The following is a 16833-nucleotide window of genomic DNA, read 5'->3' as shown; positions in this document are numbered from 1 at the left end:
AAAGGGTGATGGATGATGATAACTACCTATGAAGAAGTATCAACTAAAGAACTTCAGGAAATGAGACAAAAATATGTAGCAAAAGGCGTAAGCAATGGAAATCTAAACATTGCGAAATATGCTCATGGGGCTACAGTAGTTGACATAGATGGCAAGGAGTGGATTGATTTTGCTGGCGCGATTGGTACATTAAATGTTGGCCATACACACCCAAAAGTAACTGAAGCTGTTAAAGACCAAGTTGAGAGATTTTTACATCCTGGTTTTAACGTCATGATGTATGAAGGATATATTCGTTTGGCTAAAAAATTATGTGAAATTACCCCTGGAGATTTTGATAAACAAGCTATTTTATTAAATTCAGGTGCGGAGGCTGTTGAAAACGCTATTAAAATCGCTCGCCGCTATACAGGAAGGCCTGCTGTTGTTTCTTTTGTTCGCGGTTATCATGGAAGAACAAACCTAACAATGGGAATGACAAGTAAAGTAAAACCATATAAATTTGGATTTGGACCATTTGCGCCTGAAATCTATCAAGCTCCATATCCATATGTCTATCGTAAAACAGCTGGAATGACAGAAGAAGAATACGTTGACCAAGTTATTCAGGAATTTAAAGATTTCTTTCTTGCTACAGTAGCTCCTGAAATGGTTGCCTGTGTCGTAATGGAGCCGATTCAAGGAGAAGGCGGGTTTGTCATTCCTCCGAAAAAATTTGTTCAGGCTGTCAGCGAATTCTGTAAGGAAAATGGCATTGTCTTTGTTTCAGATGAAATTCAAACAGGTTTTGGCCGTACAGGGAAAATGTTTGCGATTGAACATTTCGATGTTGTGCCGGATTTAGTCACGGTTTCAAAATCATTAGCTGCCGGTTTACCATTAAGCGGCGTCGTTGGCAGAAAAGAGATCATGGAGGTAACTGGTCCTGGCGAACTGGGAGGCACTTATGGCGGAAGTCCGGTAGGATGTGCTGCAGCCTTAGCGGTTATCGATATTTTTGAAGAAGAAAATCTATTGGAAAAATCCGAATTACTCGGGCAAAAGCTAGAAGCAAAACTAAAAGAGTTGGCAGAAAAGCATGAATATATTGGCGATATTCGCCGCCTTGGTGCAATGGTAGGTTGTGAAATTGTTGAAGATCGTTCTTCGAAAAAGCCTAACAAAGCAAAAACAGCTGAAATTACCAAATACGCAAATGAAAATGGACTTCTTCTCCTCTCCGCTGGAATTAAAGGCAATATCATTCGCTTTTTAACTCCACTGGTCATTACGGATGAAGAATTAGCTAAAGGCTTGGCAATCTTAGAAAAGGCTTTTTCATAATAAGGGGGAACCTAAATGGCAAATGTATTAAGAGTAAACAATCCTGCTACGGGTGAATTAATTCAGGAAGTAAAGATCCATTCGGAAGAAGAAATCAACCAAGCACTTAAAAATGGCCATGATAGCTTTAAAAGATGGCGCAAAGTAAATGCACATGAACGCTCACGGCTTTTGCAAAGATGGTCGCAACTTGTGCAGGAGCATAAAGAAGAAATTGCAAAAATTATGACGCTTGAAAATGGCAAGCCATTAAAAGAGTCGTTGGGTGAAGTTGATTATGCAACCAGTTACATTGATTGGTATGCTGAAGAAGCAAAGCGGATTTACGGACGTACCATTCCGGCAAGCACTGAATCGAAAAGAATCATTGTCAGTCGGCAGCCGATTGGGTTAGTGGCAGCCATTACGCCATGGAATTTCCCGGCTGCGATGATGACGAGGAAAGCAGCACCTGCGCTGGCTGCAGGGTGTCCATTTATCGTAAAACCAGCAGTGGAAACTCCTTTGACAACAATGAGACTAGTTGAACTCGCACATGAAGCAGGGATCCCAACAGATGTGATTCAGTATGTGAATGGAAGAGGTTCAGTTGTTGGTGATCTTTTTACACAAAGTGAATATGTTCGGAAAATATCATTTACCGGTTCTACTCCTATCGGGAAACAATTAATTAAAAACAGTGCTGATACGGTTAAACATATGACCATGGAATTAGGCGGCCATGCCCCGCTCATCATTGCGGAGGATGCAGACCTAGATCTTGCCGTCCAGCAAACACTTATCACGAAATACAGAAATGCCGGGCAAACATGTGTCTGCGCCAATCGGATTATTGTCCATGAAAATATTGTTGACCAATTCGCAGAAAAATTAGCTGAAGAGGTTAAAAAATTAAAAGTGGGCAACGGGCTTGATTCTGATACCCAAATTGGACCAATTATCAATGAAAAGGGCTATGAGAAAATTGTCTCCCAAATTGAGGATGCGATCGATAAAGGTGCAGAGGTTTTAGCCGGAAATCAATACGATGTCAACAAGGATCAAGGCTACTACTTTGTTTACCCTACTGTATTAAAAAATGTTAGTGCTGATATGGTTATTATGCAAGAAGAAACATTTGGCCCTGTAGCCCCAATCGTTTCCTTTAAAACACTGGAGGAAGCTATCGAAATTGCGAATAGTACACCATACGGGCTAGCAGCATATTTCTTCACAAATGATTACAAAACGGGAACCTACATCCATGACAACTTGGATTTTGGTATTATCGGCTGGAATGATGGTGCTCCTTCGGGTGCGCATGTCCCATTTGGCGGCATGAAAGAAAGCGGTCTAGGCCGTGAAGGAAGCATCGAAGGAATTGAGCCTTATTTAGAAACAAAATATTTATCGATTGGCAATCTCTAAAAAAGCAAATCTGGGTTAAAAGGTATTAGGCTAATAAGTTTGTCTATAAATATACGATAAAAACCTATAGAGGTGTCAAACATGTCTGTCAAGGAAGAGATTTTGGAGCAGCAAGCGGAAGAGTCTGAATCATTAAATATGTACCATTCTACACAGGCAGTCATTCATGAAGCCTTAAGAAAATTAGGATACGGCGAAGCAATGTATGAACTCTTAAAAGAGCCATTACGATTATTAACGGTCCGCTTCCCAGTAAGAATGGATGACGGCTCTGTTAAAGTATTTACCGGCTATCGTTCACAGCATAATGATTCTGTCGGTCCAACAAAAGGCGGAATTCGCTACCATCCTGAAGTAGATGAAGCAGAAGTTAAATCACTGTCCGTTTGGATGAGTTTAAAATGCGGTATTACCAACCTGCCGTTTGGAGGCGGTAAGGGCGGAATCATTTGTGAGCCGCGGCAAATGTCGCTTGGAGAGTTGGAAAGAATGAGCCGTGCCTATGTTCGCGCCATCAGCCAGATTGTCGGCCCAAATAAAGATATTCCAGCACCAGACGTATATACCAATGCACAAATCATGGCATGGATGATGGATGAATACAGCCACTTACGCGAATTTGACTCACCTGGATTCATTACCGGCAAGCCGATCGTTTTAGGCGGTTCACAAGGCCGTGAAACAGCGACAGCCCGCGGTGTTGCGATCGTTATTGAAGAAGCTGCAAGAAAAAAAGGTATCGATATTAAAGGTGCTCGTGTTGTGATTCAAGGCTTCGGTAATGCCGGAAGCTACCTGGCAAAATTCATGCATGATGCTGGAGCAAAAGTAGTCGGCGTTTCCGATGTCTATGGTGCCATTGCTGATCCAAATGGCGTGGATATTGACTATTTACTCGACCGCAGAGACAGCTTTGGAACGTTTTCTAAACTATTTACTAATACGATTACCAATAAAGAACTCTTTGAACTTGATTGTGATATTTTGGTACCTGCTGCTATTTCGAACCAAATTACTGAGAAAAATGCTTATGATATTAAAGCATCGATCGTTGTCGAAGCAGCAAATGGACCAACCACTATGGAGGCAACGGAAATTTTGGATGAACGCGGCATTTTCCTTGTACCGGATATTCTCTCCAACGCCGGTGGTGTCACCGTTTCTTACTTCGAGTGGGTGCAAAACAACCAAGGCTACTACTGGACTGATGAAGAAGTCGAACAAAAGCTCAAAAAGATCATGGTTGATTCGTTCGAAAATGTCTACAAAGTAGCAAAAAATCATAAAGTTAACATGCGTTTAGCTGCCTATATGGTAGGTATCCGCAAACTTGCAGAAGCCTCCTCCTTCAGAGGATGGGTATAAGTTAAATCATTTACCAATGCCACAGTATCCTTACACTGTGGCACTTTTTATTTTTTGAAGGGTTTTTAGTAAATTAAGAGCTCTACAATATAAGTACAACTTCAAAGTTTATCAAGCTTTTCCCGCTTTTAATCAAACGTTTGATCAAATAAAAAAGAACCGAGAGGGCGTACCAACAGTACGCTTCTCGATTCTTTCACCCCAAGCAAACTCCTATTCCACCGTAACTGATTTTGCCAGATTACGCGGTTTATCAACGTCACAATCACGGTGTAAGGCTGCGTAGTAAGCAAGTAATTGCAATGGAATAACAGAGACAAGTGGTGTTAGTAACTCATGAACTTGTGGAATAACGAAGCTGTCTTCGTCCATTTCCAAACCTTTCATGGAAATAATACAAGGGTTTGCTCCGCGGGCAACTACCTCTTTTACATTACCACGAATACTTAAATTAACACCCTCTTGGGTTGCAAGGGCAATAACAGGAGTTCCTTCCTCAATTAAAGCAATCGTCCCGTGCTTTAATTCACCGCCTGCAAAACCTTCTGCTTGAATATAGGAGATCTCTTTTAACTTTAAGGCCCCTTCTAAGCCAACATAAAAGTCAAGAGAACGGCCGATAAAGAAGCAATTGCGTGTAACCGTTAAAAACTCCCTTGCAACTTGTTCAATGATCTCTTTGGAATCACAAAGAACCTCCATGGCATTTGCGATAATTCCGAGTTCACGAACAAGATCAAAACCAACCTCTAACTCACGGCTTTTCGCTGTAACCTCTGCCAAGATTGCCAGAACTGCCAACTGTGCTGTATAGGCTTTCGTTGATGCAACAGCAATTTCCGGTCCTGCGTGCAAGAGCAGTGTATAATCTGCCTCACGAGAAAGTGTTGATCCTGGCACATTTGTAATCGTTAAAGCAGGATGACCTAACTCTTTTACTGATACTAGTACTGCACGGCTGTCAGCAGTTTCTCCGCTTTGAGAAATGAAAATAAACAATGGCTTTTCAGATAAAAGCGGCATGTTATAAACAAATTCACTCGAAACATGTACTTCAACTGGAATTTTCGCCATTTTTTCAATAAACTGCTTACCAACCAAACCAGCATGATAGGAAGTCCCTGCTGCAATAATATAAATGCGATCAGATTGTTTCATTGCATCGATAATTTTTGAGTCAATCGTCAACTCACCATTTTTCCCTTGATACTTTTGGATAATTTTACGCATCACTAACGGCTGTTCATCAACTTCTTTTAGCATATAGTGAGGGTATGTTCCCTTTTCAATGTCACTAGCATCAAGTTCTGCTGTATATGGGTTCCTGCTGATGGTTTCACCCTGCAGATTTTGAATTGTAACTTTATCTTTTGTGATAATCACAATCTCTTTGTCCATAAGTTCAACAAATTGGTCTGTTACTTGAAGCATGGCCATAGCATCACTTGCAATAACATTAAATCCAGTCCCAAGACCTACTAAAAGCGGGCTCTTGTTTTTAGCTACATAGATAGTATCTTTATCTCGCTCATCTAAAAAGGCTATCGCATATGATCCGCGCAATAAAGAGAGCGTTTTGCGGAATGATTCAAGAACCTCAAGACCTTCTTTAACAAATAACTCGATTAACTGTACAATTACTTCCGTATCCGTATCACTTACAAATGAAACATCTTTTAAATACTCTCGCTTCAAAAGATCAAAGTTTTCAATCACACCGTTATGAACAAGGGTAAAGCGGCCATTAGTACTTTGATGTGGATGGGCATTGGTTTTACTTGGAACGCCATGCGTTGCCCAACGTGTATGACCAATTCCAGTATTAGCTGAAACTCGCTCATCAACGATTCTGCGAAGGTCTGCAATTCTTCCTTTTTCTTTAAAAATCGTTACTCCGTTTTCGTTCACAATTGCAATACCTGCAGAGTCATATCCTCTATATTCAAGCTTTTCAAGACCCTTTAATAAAACTTCTTTTGAATCTTTATTTCCAATGAAACCAACGATTCCGCACATTTTGTTTCCTCCCTGAGAGGGGGGCAAGATAGCATGGGGCGATACTTGCCCCCTTGTCTTTTTTGTTGTATGAATATACGCAATATCCCCTCTTTGTGCATTAAGTTGCCTTAATGTTTTAAAGCAGGATTTTCGGTTGTGCGTTTCAACCGGGAGGTATCCGCCGAACTTTCGATACTCCTCCTCCTCGTCAACTAGTCCAATCACGTACGGCTAGTTCAGGCGCTTTTTAAAAAATAAACACCACGGCCCACCTTTCTTTAAAAAAATACGCTTTGTGTAATACAAAGCAAACTTAGCATACATGAAATTGTTAATTTCCGTCAATAGCTTCGACAAAGAAATAGGATAATGGAAGTAATTTCTCATAGAAATTAACTATAAAATAAAATATGCATAAGGGCTGCCAACGGTTCCCTTATGCATATCGTATCCTTAATATTATTCGGCTAATCCCATTTCAGCTTTTACAACAGCCACAATTCGATTAACGTATTGTTCACATAGTTCTTCGCTTGGTGCCTCTGCCATGACACGTACAAGTGGTTCGGTTCCAGATGGGCGAACAAGAATCCGTCCATCCCCATTCATTTCATTTTCAACTATTTCAATAATCTCTTTGACCTTTTGGTTGTCCGTTACATGATATTTATCTGTCACTCTTACATTGACAAGTTTTTGCGGGAACTTTTTCATCTCCGCGGCTAGTTCCGATAATGGCTTTTTCGTAATCTTCAAGATGTTAACCAATTGAAGGCCAGTTAAAAGACCGTCACCAGTAGTATTGTAGTCTAAGAAAATAATGTGGCCTGATTGTTCTCCGCCTAGATTATATCCGCCTTTTTTCATTTCTTCAACAACATAGCGGTCGCCTACTGCGGTTTGGGCACTATGAATTCCAAGACTTTCTAGCCCTTTATAGAAACCTAAGTTACTCATAACAGTCGAAACAACGGTTCCATGCTTCAAGCGGCCCTGTTCCTTTAAATACTTCGCACAGATATACATAATTTGGTCGCCATCAACGATATTTCCTTTTTCATCAATAGCAATCAAACGATCACCATCACCATCAAATGAAAGCCCTACATCCGCACCTTTTTCGAGTAAGAAAGAGGCAAGTGTTTCCGGATGTGTTGACCCTACACCAGCATTAATATTCAAGCCATTGGGTGAAGCTCCCATCGTTGAAAGGTCAGCATCAAGGTCTGCAAATAAATGAGTGGCAAGCGCTGAAGTTGAGCCATGTGCACAGTCTAAAGCAATGTGTATTCCTGAAAAGTCCTCATCCACAGTATTTTTTAAATACTGAAGATACTTTTGCCCGCCTTCAAAATAATCCATTTCTTGACCAAGGTCAGCACCGATAGGTCGTGGCAATTCGTCAACAGGTAAATCAATCAATTCCTCAATTTCTAATTCCTGTTCATCGGATAGCTTGAAACCATCAGGACCAAAAAATTTAATTCCATTATCTTGTACTGGATTATGTGATGCAGAAATCATGACTCCAGCCTGTGCTCCCATTGCTTTTGTCAAATAAGAAACGCCAGGGGTAGATATCACTCCAAGCCTCATTACCTCTGCTCCTATAGAGAGTAAACCTGCTACAAGTGCTCCTTCAAGCATATGACCGGATATGCGTGTATCCCTACCTATAAGGACTTTAGGACGTTCCTTATCTTTTGTTAAAACAAAACCGCCAAACCGGCCTAATTTGAATGCAAATTCAGGAGTTAATTCACTATTTGCAATTCCGCGAACCCCATCGGTGCCGAAATATTTACCCATTTTAAAAATCGCTCCTTATCAAATATATTGCTCCATTTTATACTGCTTTTGATATCGTAATTTTGGCTGTAGGATTATCAAGATTCCAACTCAAACCCAAAGGACCATCCACCTGAATTTGTACGTCATGGTCTCCTTCAGTTAAATTGGTTAGGTCAACATATGCGTTAAAATCCCCAACCGCCACTGCATTTACTTGGTCACTCGGTCCATTCACCGATAGGTTGACAGTCTGTCCTAACGGGTCTGTAAAAACTGCTTTATACTGCGATGTTAAACCACGTGTGCCTATTGGAATTCCCGATATTTTTTTTGCACCATTTGCGCCAACTTTTACTGTAGCCTTTACCAGCTCTGGCGTAACCTTTGTAATACCGTTCGGAATGATAACTGGAAGTGTAAGGGTTGTATTATCAGTAATTTTGCTGACGTCCACCTCGACCCGTACATGATCAGTATCCTTAAGAACAGTCTCATCTCCTGTAATCGTTGCTTGGGATGTATCAAGATCAATCGAACTTATTGTAACCCCACCCGGTGGAGTTCCCTTTTGAACCACATTAATAGGTACCGTCTTACTGGTATTTTTGATTGGCAATGTTACTTTTACTGATTGTGGTTCTACGACGACATCTAATTTATTTAAATCTTTGTCCAGAACCCTTACCGGGGCATCATCTGTTACAGTTGCATTTGCAGATTGCCCTAAGCCCAGTGTAGCTTTGACGTAAGTAATTCGGTCAATTACATTTTTGGCACCAGAAATAGTAACCTTATTTGGCTCAACAGTAGGAGCCCCAGCAGTATATCCATCTGCAATATTGCCTTTGTTAAATTCAGCTGTAACCTTAAATACTTTTGTTACTTTCTCCTGCACAGATACATTCGCATAAGAAGGTTTTATAGATACCTTTAATTTATCAGACATATTCCTCACTTTTAGCTTTACCGTTTGGTTCCCAATCTTTGCTTTGGTGAGGTCTACGTATACTTCAAAGTTTTTAAGTGCCTTAGCTGATTGGACAAGACTGAGCGGACCATCAACTGTAACACTTACATTAGTAGGAAGACCTGATACAACTAAATTACTCGTATCATAGTAGGCCTTTACAGGAATACCCGTAATTGTAGCCTCTGTTTGATCACCAGGAACATCTACACTAAGCTTGCTTCCAGACTGTGGCGGCACAGAAGAATAAAGAAGTAGAGCAAGCAATAAGGCAATGACCTTTATAAACCAAGGATTATCCATGAGTTTATCCATTTTTCTTCCCCCTCCAATTCCAACGTGCTGAGGAAGCTTGTTTGCTTGGATTTAATAATTCATTAGAAAGCAGTTCCTTAAATACATCCGCACTTAAATCACGGTGAAGCTCACCGTTTTTTGTTAACGAAATACCACCTGTCTCCTCTGAAACCACTACTGTTACACTGTCTGTTACCTCACTAATCCCTAAGGCTGCCCTATGCCTTGTACCAAGTTCCTTTGAAATAAACGGACTTTCTGATAATGGCAGATAGCATGCCGCTGCTGCTACAGAGGTTTTTTGAATAATGACAGCCCCATCATGAAGCGGGGTGTTTGGTATAAAAATATTTATGAGCAATTCAGCAGAGATTTTAGAATTCAAGGGTATACCTGTTTCTATGTAATCACTCATTCCTGTTTCTCTTTCAATTGAAATTAATGCCCCAATTCTGCGTTTTGCCATATAATCTGTCGCTTTAATAATCGCATTAACTGTTTTCTCTGGGTCATCATCTTCCTGGCTTGAGCTTCTCGAAAAGAATTTACCCCTTCCTAATTGTTCAAGGGCTCTGCGGAGCTCAGGTTGAAAAATGATTATGATCGTTAAGAATCCCCAAGTTATGGCCTGTTCCATAATCCAGCTCAAAGTTTTTAAGCCAAAAAAGTCACTGATAACGCGAACAATAAGAATGACAAAGATCCCCTTCAATAATTGGACGGCCTTTGTACCCCTTATCACCATTATCAATTTATATATCACATACCAAACAAGGAGAATATCAACAACACTAGCTAAATATTTCATAAACGTGAAATCTGCAAACGGCATTGTTCTTCCTCCGTAAGTTTACTAAAGTAACCAGTATATTATATCATAAATTTCTCCATAGCTAATATTTGTGGATATGTAAAAAAAGAAATCACCCAAAAGGTGATTTTCATCCGTTTAACCCCTAATGATGCGGACCACATCCTTACCGGTTTTTTGATATAATACCAAATCCAATCAAACACTTCATTGATCTCTTCAATGTCACCCGTTACATGGCCAGCCGACGCCATATACTTTTCTCCATTAATGACCGTTACATTCCCCTGAACTTCTCCTTCTATTTTCAACTTCCCATTTTTGACTACTACGTCCCCTTTCACTACCTTCCCTTTTGGAACAATAACGGTATGATTTTTCACAATGAGATTATGTTGGTTTGAAACTGAAAATTCTCGATTTTCGCTCCATGTCGATAGAAAGCTTCCCATCATTAAGATGATAAATAAGGAAGCCGCAGCAATAAAGGGATGTCTTTGCAGCCATCGCTGAATCGTAAGCTTTTTCTTTTCTTTTGGCAGGTGCGCCATAATTCTTGCTGTAAAATCATCAGGTGCTTGTATATTTGAAGTGCTTTGGACAAGTGCAACTGTCTTTTTTAGTTCATTAAATAATGATGTACACTCCTGACACTTTTGAAGGTGCACTCTTAATTGTATCTCTTTTTCCTTATCAAGCTCGTCATCTAAAAACTCGTGCATCATTTCTATAATTTCTTCAGGACATTTCAACTTTCTCACCTCTCATCATACATGTCTCAACTGTTGTCTTAAGGCTTCTCGTCCGCGGTGGAGCCTTGTTTTCACCGTGCCTAAAGGTAAATCAAGAATTTCACTAATTTCATTTAAAGATAATTCCTCAATATATTTTAAGATAATGACAGATCGGTATTTTTCAGGCAACTTTAGAATTTCTTTTTGAATCGTTTCTTGTAATTCCAAGCTTTCAACCTCTACATCTGGCGACTCAACATCAGATGGAATTTGAGAATATAACGTTAATCCCTCTGTGCCGAACACTTCTGCATCTAAATAGTAATCGGGTTTCTTTTTCCGTATTCGGTCAATACACAGATTCGTAGCAATCCGAAAAAGCCAGGTTGAAAATTTGAGTTCAGTTTTAAAGGTATCTATATTTACATACGCCCTAATAAAGGTCTCCTGAGCAACATCTTCTGACTCATGACGATTACCGAGCATCCTGAAACATATTTGATAGACCTTATTTTTATATATCTCAACAATTTCACCAAAAGCATTCTGATCGCCTTTTTTGACCTGTTTGATCCTCTTTTTGACGATGGCTTCCATTCCTTTACCTCCGCGCGAGTATGCGGCTATACGATATTACGAATCGATAGCGAAAAAGTTTCATTTACAAAAAAACTTTTCAATACTTCCTATTTTAACAAAAATTAGGGGTAACCGCTGTATTAACAATATAAAAGACTGACCATAACTGGTCAGCCAGTTTTATTCTATAAAAGTTTTTCTCCAAAAAGTGAGCCCATTAAACTTACTGCCAGTCGAGCAGTTTTATTTCTTTCATCCAAGATTGGATTTACCTCAACAAACTCCGCTGATGTAATAAGCAGGGACTCCGCAAGCATTTCCATTGCTAAACAGCTTTCTCTAAAAGTGATGCCGCCATGGACCGGGTCCCGACACCAGGTGCTTCCATTGGGTCTAATCCGTCTAAGTCGAATGACAAATGAACACCATCCGTTTTTTCTTTAAGATAGGCAATCGTATCTTCGATAACCTTTGTCATCCCGATACGGTCAATTTCATGCATCGTAAATACCTTTATACCTTTTTCCTTGATTAATGCTTTTTCACCTGTGTCGAGTGATCTCGCTCCAATAATTACCACATTTTCCGATTTAATTTTTGGTGAGTATCCTGCAATCTCAGTTAAGGATTTATGGCCCATACCTAAACTGACAGCCAAGGGCATTCCGTGTATATTGCCAGATGGAGATGTTTCCGCAGTATTTAGATCACCGTGCGCATCATACCAGATGACTCCAAGATTTTGATAATGATGAGAAATGCCAGCCAATGTGCCAATTGCAGTGCTATGATCGCCGCCAAGTACGAGTGGAAATGAACCTGATTGAACTATTTCATTTACCTTTTCAGCTAATAAGACACTTTTTTCTGCAACCAATTCCAAGTTCCTTAGCCTTGATTCCAGGATCGACAACAACTTCTGGTCGCCCAATCGGAATATCCCCCATATCATGAATATCATCAAAAAGTAGTTTTAACCGTTCGTTGATCCCCGCGTACCTTATGGCACTTGGTCCCATATCTACTCCACGCCTTAATTGCCCTAAATCCATAGGCATTCCAATAATGGATAACTTTTTCACGATTCTCCCCCTAGTTCTCTCTCCCCTCCATTGTAACCGTCTTCATTCCAATGACTCAACTCGACAAAATTGCGAATAATTATACAAACATTCATAAGATTTAAATTGGAATTTAATAGTCATTTTTCCACTCTCTTTTTGTTGTTGGATCGATCTATTTAACAGTTCAACCTCTTTTTACTCTTACGCAGTCACATAGGAGACTTCTTTATGACTTTTGCTCTTCTTTTCACTCTCTTAAGGTCACATAGAGCCTTCCTATGTGACGATTTCTCTTCTCATTACTTCTCAACGGTCACATAGACGGTCTTTATTGCTTACTTTCTTTTTCACATAAAAAAAGACCCAAGGAGAATTTCCCTGAGTCTTTTTCATTTATTGTATGAGCCATGAAGGACTCGAACCTTCGACCCTCTGATTAAAAGTCAGATGCTCTACCGACTGAGCTAATGGCTCATGGCTGGGCTAGCTGGATTTGAACCAACGCATGTCGCAGTCAAAGTGCGATGCCTTACCGCTTGGCTATAGCCCAATATATTAAAAGCGGTGTACTAGTAGTATACCCATTTTTAAAAAATATATAAATGGAGGGGGACGGATTCGAACCGCCGAACCCGGAGGGAGCGGATTTACAGTCCGCCGCGTTTAGCCACTTCGCTACCCCTCCATAAAAAAATGGTGCCGGCCAGAGGACTTGAACCCCCAACCTACTGATTACAAGTCAGTTGCTCTACCAATTGAGCTAGGCCGGCATAACAAATATATAAATGGTGGAGGATGACGGGATCGAACCGCCGACCCTCTGCTTGTAAGGCAGATGCTCTCCCAGCTGAGCTAATCCTCCAAATGGTGACCCCTACGAGATTCGAACTCGTGTTACCTCCGTGAAAGGGAGGTGTCTTAACCACTTGACCAAGGGGCCATAAAATATTTTTAAGCTCCCAAGCGGGCTCGAACCGCTGACCTCTTCCTTACCATGGAAGTGCTCTACCTACTGAGCTATGGAAGCATATCTACCGCTTGTCTGCAAAAAAAAATAAAGCAATTATATTAAAATGGCTCCGCAGGTAGGACTCGAACCTACGACCGATCGGTTAACAGCCGATAGCTCTACCACTGAGCTACTGCGGAATAATCCTAGCCTGGCAACGTCCTACTCTCACAGGGACTTTCGTCCCAACTACCATCGGCGCTGAGAAGCTTAACTTCCGTGTTCGGTATGGGAACGGGTGTGACCTTCTCGCCATTATTACCAGACTAGTTTTCATCAAAGACATTTATTATTATAATGCCTTTTTTAATTTTTTCAAGAGGAAAAAATATTTTTTTATTCCCTCAAAACTAGATAATCAGAAGAAGTGTAAAGAACGAATAATCATTACTATTGGTTAAGTCCTCGATTCGATTAGTATCAGTCAGCTCCACACGTCACCGCGCTTCCACCTCTGACCTATCAACCTGATCATCTTTCAGGGATCTTACTAGCTTGACGCTATGGGAAATCTCATCTCGAGGGGGGCTTCATGCTTAGATGCTTTCAGCACTTATCCCGTCCGCACATAGCTACCCAGCGATGCCTTTGGCAAGACAACTGGTACACCAGCGGTGCGTCCATCCCGGTCCTCTCGTACTAAGGACAGCTCCTCTCAAATTTCCTGCGCCCACGACGGATAGGGACCGAACTGTCTCACGACGTTCTGAACCCAGCTCGCGTACCGCTTTAATGGGCGAACAGCCCAACCCTTGGGACCGACTACAGCCCCAGGATGCGATGAGCCGACATCGAGGTGCCAAACCTCCCCGTCGATGTGGACTCTTGGGGGAGATAAGCCTGTTATCCCCAGGGTAGCTTTTATCCGTTGAGCGATGGCCCTTCCATGCGGAACCACCGGATCACTAAGCCCGACTTTCGTCCCTGCTCGACTTGTAGGTCTCGCAGTCAAGCTCCCTTGTGCCTTTACACTCTGCGAATGATTTCCAACCATTCTGAGGGAACCTTTGGGCGCCTCCGTTACTCTTTAGGAGGCGACCGCCCCAGTCAAACTGCCCACCTGACACTGTCTCCCACCCCGATAAGGGGTGCGGGTTAGAATTTCAATACAGCCAGGGTAGTATCCCACCAATGCCTCCACCGAAGCTGGCGCTCCGGCTTCAAAGGCTCCTACCTATCCTGTACAAGCTGTACCAAAATTCAATATCAGGCTACAGTAAAGCTCCATGGGGTCTTTCCGTCCTGTCGCGGGTAACCTGCATCTTCACAGGTACTATAATTTCACCGAGTCTCTCGTTGAGACAGTGTCCAGATCGTTACGCCTTTCGTGCGGGTCGGAACTTACCCGACAAGGAATTTCGCTACCTTAGGACCGTTATAGTTACGGCCGCCGTTTACTGGGGCTTCGATTCAGAGCTTCGCTTGCGCTAACCCCTCCTCTTAACCTTCCAGCACCGGGCAGGCGTCAGCCCCTATACTTCGCCTTGCGGCTTCGCAGAGACCTGTGTTTTTGCTAAACAGTCGCCTGGACCTATTCACTGCGGCTCTTCAGGGCGATTAACCCCAAAGAGCACCCCTTCTCCCGAAGTTACGGGGTCATTTTGCCGAGTTCCTTAACGAGAGTTCTCTCGCTCACCTTAGGATTCTCTCCTCGCCTACCTGTGTCGGTTTGCGGTACGGGCACCTTTTATCTCGCTAGAGGCTTTTCTTGGCAGTGTGGAATCAGGAACTTCGGTACTATATTTCCCTCGGCATCACAGCTCAGCCTTTACGGTGAACGGATTTTCCTATTCACCAGCCTAACTGCTTACACGCACATATCCAGCAGTGCGCTTACCCTATCCTCCTGCGTCCCCCCGTTGCTCAAACGATAAAGAGGTGGTACAGGAATATCAACCTGTTATCCATCGCCTACGCCTTTCGGCCTCGGCTTAGGTCCCGACTAACCCTGAGCGGACGAGCCTTCCTCAGGAAACCTTAGGCATTCGGTGGATGAGATTCTCACTCATCTTTCGCTACTCATACCGGCATTCTCACTTCTAAGCGCTCCACCAGTCCTTACGGTCTAGCTTCAACGCCCTTAGAACGCTCTCCTACCGCGGACACCTAATGGTGTCCACCCACAGCTTCGGTGATACGTTTAGCCCCGGTACATTTTCGGCGCAGAGTCACTCGACCAGTGAGCTATTACGCACTCTTTAAATGGTGGCTGCTTCTGAGCCAACATCCTGGTTGTCTAAGCAACTCCACATCCTTTTCCACTTAACGTATACTTTGGGACCTTAGCTGGTGGTCTGGGCTGTTTCCCTTTTGACTACGGATCTTATCACTCGCAGTCTGACTCCCACGGATAAGTCTTTGGCATTCGGAGTTTGTCTGAATTCGGTAACCCGATGAGGGCCCCTAGTCCAAACAGTGCTCTACCTCCAAGACTCTTACAACGTGAGGCTAGCCCTAAAGCTATTTCGGAGAGAACCAGCTATCTCCAAGTTCGATTGGAATTTCTCCGCTACCCACACCTCATCCGCGCACTTTTCAACGTGCGTCGGTTCGGGCCTCCAGTAGGTGTTACCCTACCTTCACCCTGGACATGGGTAGATCACCTGGTTTCGGGTCTACGACCACATACTAAAATCGCCCTATTCAGACTCGCTTTCGCTGCGGCTCCGTTTCATCAACTTAACCTTGCATGGGATCGTAACTCGCCGGTTATTCTACAAAAGGCACGCCATTACCCATAAAAGGGCTTTGACTACTTGTAGGCACACGGTTTCAGGAACTGTTTCACTCCCCTTCCGGGTGCTTTTCACCTTTCCCTCACGGTACTGGTTCACTATCGGTCACTAGGGAGTATTTAGCCTTGGGAGATGGTCCTCCCAGCTTCCGACCGGATTTCACGTGTCCGGCCGTACTCAGGATCCACTCAGGAGGGAACGAAGTTTCAACTACAGGGTTTTTACCTTCTATGACGGACCTTTCCAGATCGCTTCATTTACCCCGTTCCTTTGTAACTCCATGTAGAGTGTCCTACAACCCCGAAAGGCAAGCCTTTCGGTTTGGGCTGTTCCCATTTCGCTCGCCGCTACTTAGGGAATCGCAATTGCTTTCTCTTCCTCCGGGTACTTAGATGTTTCAGTTCCCCGGGTCTGCCTTCATTATCCTATGTATTCAGATAAAGATACTGCTCCATTACGAGCAGTGGGTTCCCCCATTCGGAAATCTCCGGATCAAAGCTTACTTACAGCTCCCCGAAGCATATCGGTGTTAGTACCGTCCTTCATCGGCTCCTAGTGCCAAGGCATCCACCGTGCGCCCTTTCTAACTTAACCTAAAAGGTTTTTTTCTTCTTAATTAAATAAGAGAGAAAACTAAAATGGCGATTACTCGGTTCTTTCTTGACTTCTTCTTATACGATTATCTAGTTTTCAAGGAACAAAAATAAACTTTGAGAGAATTATTCCCTCAAAACTAAACAAACAAAATCCGTC

9 protein-coding genes, 8 tRNA genes, 2 rRNA genes and 1 pseudogene are annotated in these 16833 nt (G+C 42.4%); 3 read left to right on the top strand and 17 right to left on the bottom strand.

What is annotated here, in order from left to right; genetic code table 11:
* Positions 1–12: 12 nt before the first annotated feature.
* The 3 genes from gabT (at position 13) to RCG17_RS14200 (ending at position 4095) form a co-directional block, all read left to right on the top strand.
* Positions 13–1323 carry a 4-aminobutyrate--2-oxoglutarate transaminase gene (gene gabT / locus RCG17_RS14210; RefSeq protein WP_308175711.1) on the top strand — a complete coding sequence of 437 codons (1311 nt, stop codon included), beginning with the start codon at positions 13–15 and terminating at the stop codon, positions 1321–1323.
* 15 nt (positions 1324–1338) lie between these two features.
* Positions 1339–2730 (top strand): NAD-dependent succinate-semialdehyde dehydrogenase, encoded by a 1392-nt coding sequence (locus RCG17_RS14205; protein ID WP_308175710.1) that lies wholly within the window; start codon positions 1339–1341, stop codon positions 2728–2730.
* A gap of 81 nt (positions 2731–2811) precedes the next feature.
* Positions 2812–4095 (top strand): Glu/Leu/Phe/Val family dehydrogenase, encoded by a 1284-nt coding sequence (locus tag RCG17_RS14200; protein WP_308175709.1) that lies wholly within the window; start codon positions 2812–2814, stop codon positions 4093–4095.
* Between the two features lie 213 nt (positions 4096–4308).
* On the opposite strand, the gene glmS is transcribed toward RCG17_RS14200, so the two are convergent.
* The 17 genes and pseudogenes from glmS to RCG17_RS14115 form a co-directional block, all read right to left on the bottom strand.
* Complete coding sequence (gene glmS, locus RCG17_RS14195) at positions 4309–6111, bottom strand: glutamine--fructose-6-phosphate transaminase (isomerizing) (protein WP_308175708.1); 1803 nt, start codon at positions 6109–6111, stop codon at positions 4309–4311.
* 441 nt (positions 6112–6552) lie between these two features.
* The gene (glmM, locus tag RCG17_RS14190; RefSeq protein WP_308175707.1) at positions 6553–7902 is read right to left on the bottom strand and encodes a phosphoglucosamine mutase; all 1350 of its coding nucleotides are present in this window, start codon (positions 7900–7902) and stop codon (positions 6553–6555) included.
* Positions 7903–7939: 37 nt separating this feature from the next.
* A complete protein-coding gene (locus RCG17_RS14185; RefSeq protein WP_308175706.1) occupies positions 7940–9166 on the bottom strand; it encodes a CdaR family protein in 1227 nt (408 codons plus the stop codon).
* Positions 9159–9980 carry a diadenylate cyclase CdaA gene (cdaA, locus tag RCG17_RS14180; protein ID WP_308175705.1) on the bottom strand — a complete coding sequence of 274 codons (822 nt, stop codon included), beginning with the start codon at positions 9978–9980 and terminating at the stop codon, positions 9159–9161. Before cdaA ends, RCG17_RS14185 begins: the two co-directional genes overlap by 8 nt.
* A 38-nt stretch (positions 9981–10018) precedes the next feature.
* Positions 10019–10711, bottom strand: coding sequence for an anti-sigma factor family protein (locus tag RCG17_RS14175; RefSeq protein WP_308175704.1), 693 nt, complete (start codon positions 10709–10711; stop codon positions 10019–10021).
* A gap of 15 nt (positions 10712–10726) precedes the next feature.
* Positions 10727–11290: an RNA polymerase sigma factor SigW gene (gene sigW / locus RCG17_RS14170; RefSeq protein ID WP_308175703.1), complete on the bottom strand. Its 564-nt coding sequence runs from the start codon at positions 11288–11290 to the stop codon at positions 10727–10729.
* A gap of 167 nt (positions 11291–11457) precedes the next feature.
* Positions 11458–12354 (bottom strand): annotated as a pseudogene (rocF, locus tag RCG17_RS14165) (arginase).
* Between the two features lie 383 nt (positions 12355–12737).
* Positions 12738–12810: transfer RNA gene (locus tag RCG17_RS14160), tRNA-Lys, on the bottom strand.
* A gap of 1 nt (position 12811) precedes the next feature.
* A tRNA-Gln gene (locus RCG17_RS14155) sits at positions 12812–12886 on the bottom strand.
* A 53-nt stretch (positions 12887–12939) separates the two neighbouring features.
* A tRNA-Tyr gene (locus RCG17_RS14150) sits at positions 12940–13021 on the bottom strand.
* A gap of 9 nt (positions 13022–13030) precedes the next feature.
* Positions 13031–13106: transfer RNA gene (locus RCG17_RS14145), tRNA-Thr, on the bottom strand.
* A gap of 16 nt (positions 13107–13122) precedes the next feature.
* Positions 13123–13198, bottom strand: a tRNA-Val gene (locus RCG17_RS14140).
* A 3-nt stretch (positions 13199–13201) separates the two neighbouring features.
* Positions 13202–13276, bottom strand: a tRNA-Glu gene (locus RCG17_RS14135).
* A 14-nt stretch (positions 13277–13290) separates the two neighbouring features.
* Positions 13291–13363: transfer RNA gene (locus RCG17_RS14130), tRNA-Thr, on the bottom strand.
* Between the two features lie 47 nt (positions 13364–13410).
* Positions 13411–13485, bottom strand: a tRNA-Asn gene (locus RCG17_RS14125).
* Between the two features lie 9 nt (positions 13486–13494).
* Positions 13495–13611: ribosomal RNA gene (gene rrf, locus RCG17_RS14120) — 5S ribosomal RNA — on the bottom strand.
* 127 nt (positions 13612–13738) lie between these two features.
* A 23S ribosomal RNA gene (locus RCG17_RS14115) occupies positions 13739–16674 on the bottom strand.
* Between the last annotated feature and the right edge of the window lie 159 nt (positions 16675–16833).

It is taken from the genome of Neobacillus sp. PS3-12 (assembly GCF_030915385.1).
In the GTDB taxonomy this organism is placed as follows: Bacteria; Bacillota; Bacilli; order Bacillales; family Cytobacillaceae; genus JAEVLT01.
The sequence above is the reverse complement of the archived record's forward strand: the minus strand, read 5'-3'. Positions and strand labels throughout refer to the sequence as shown.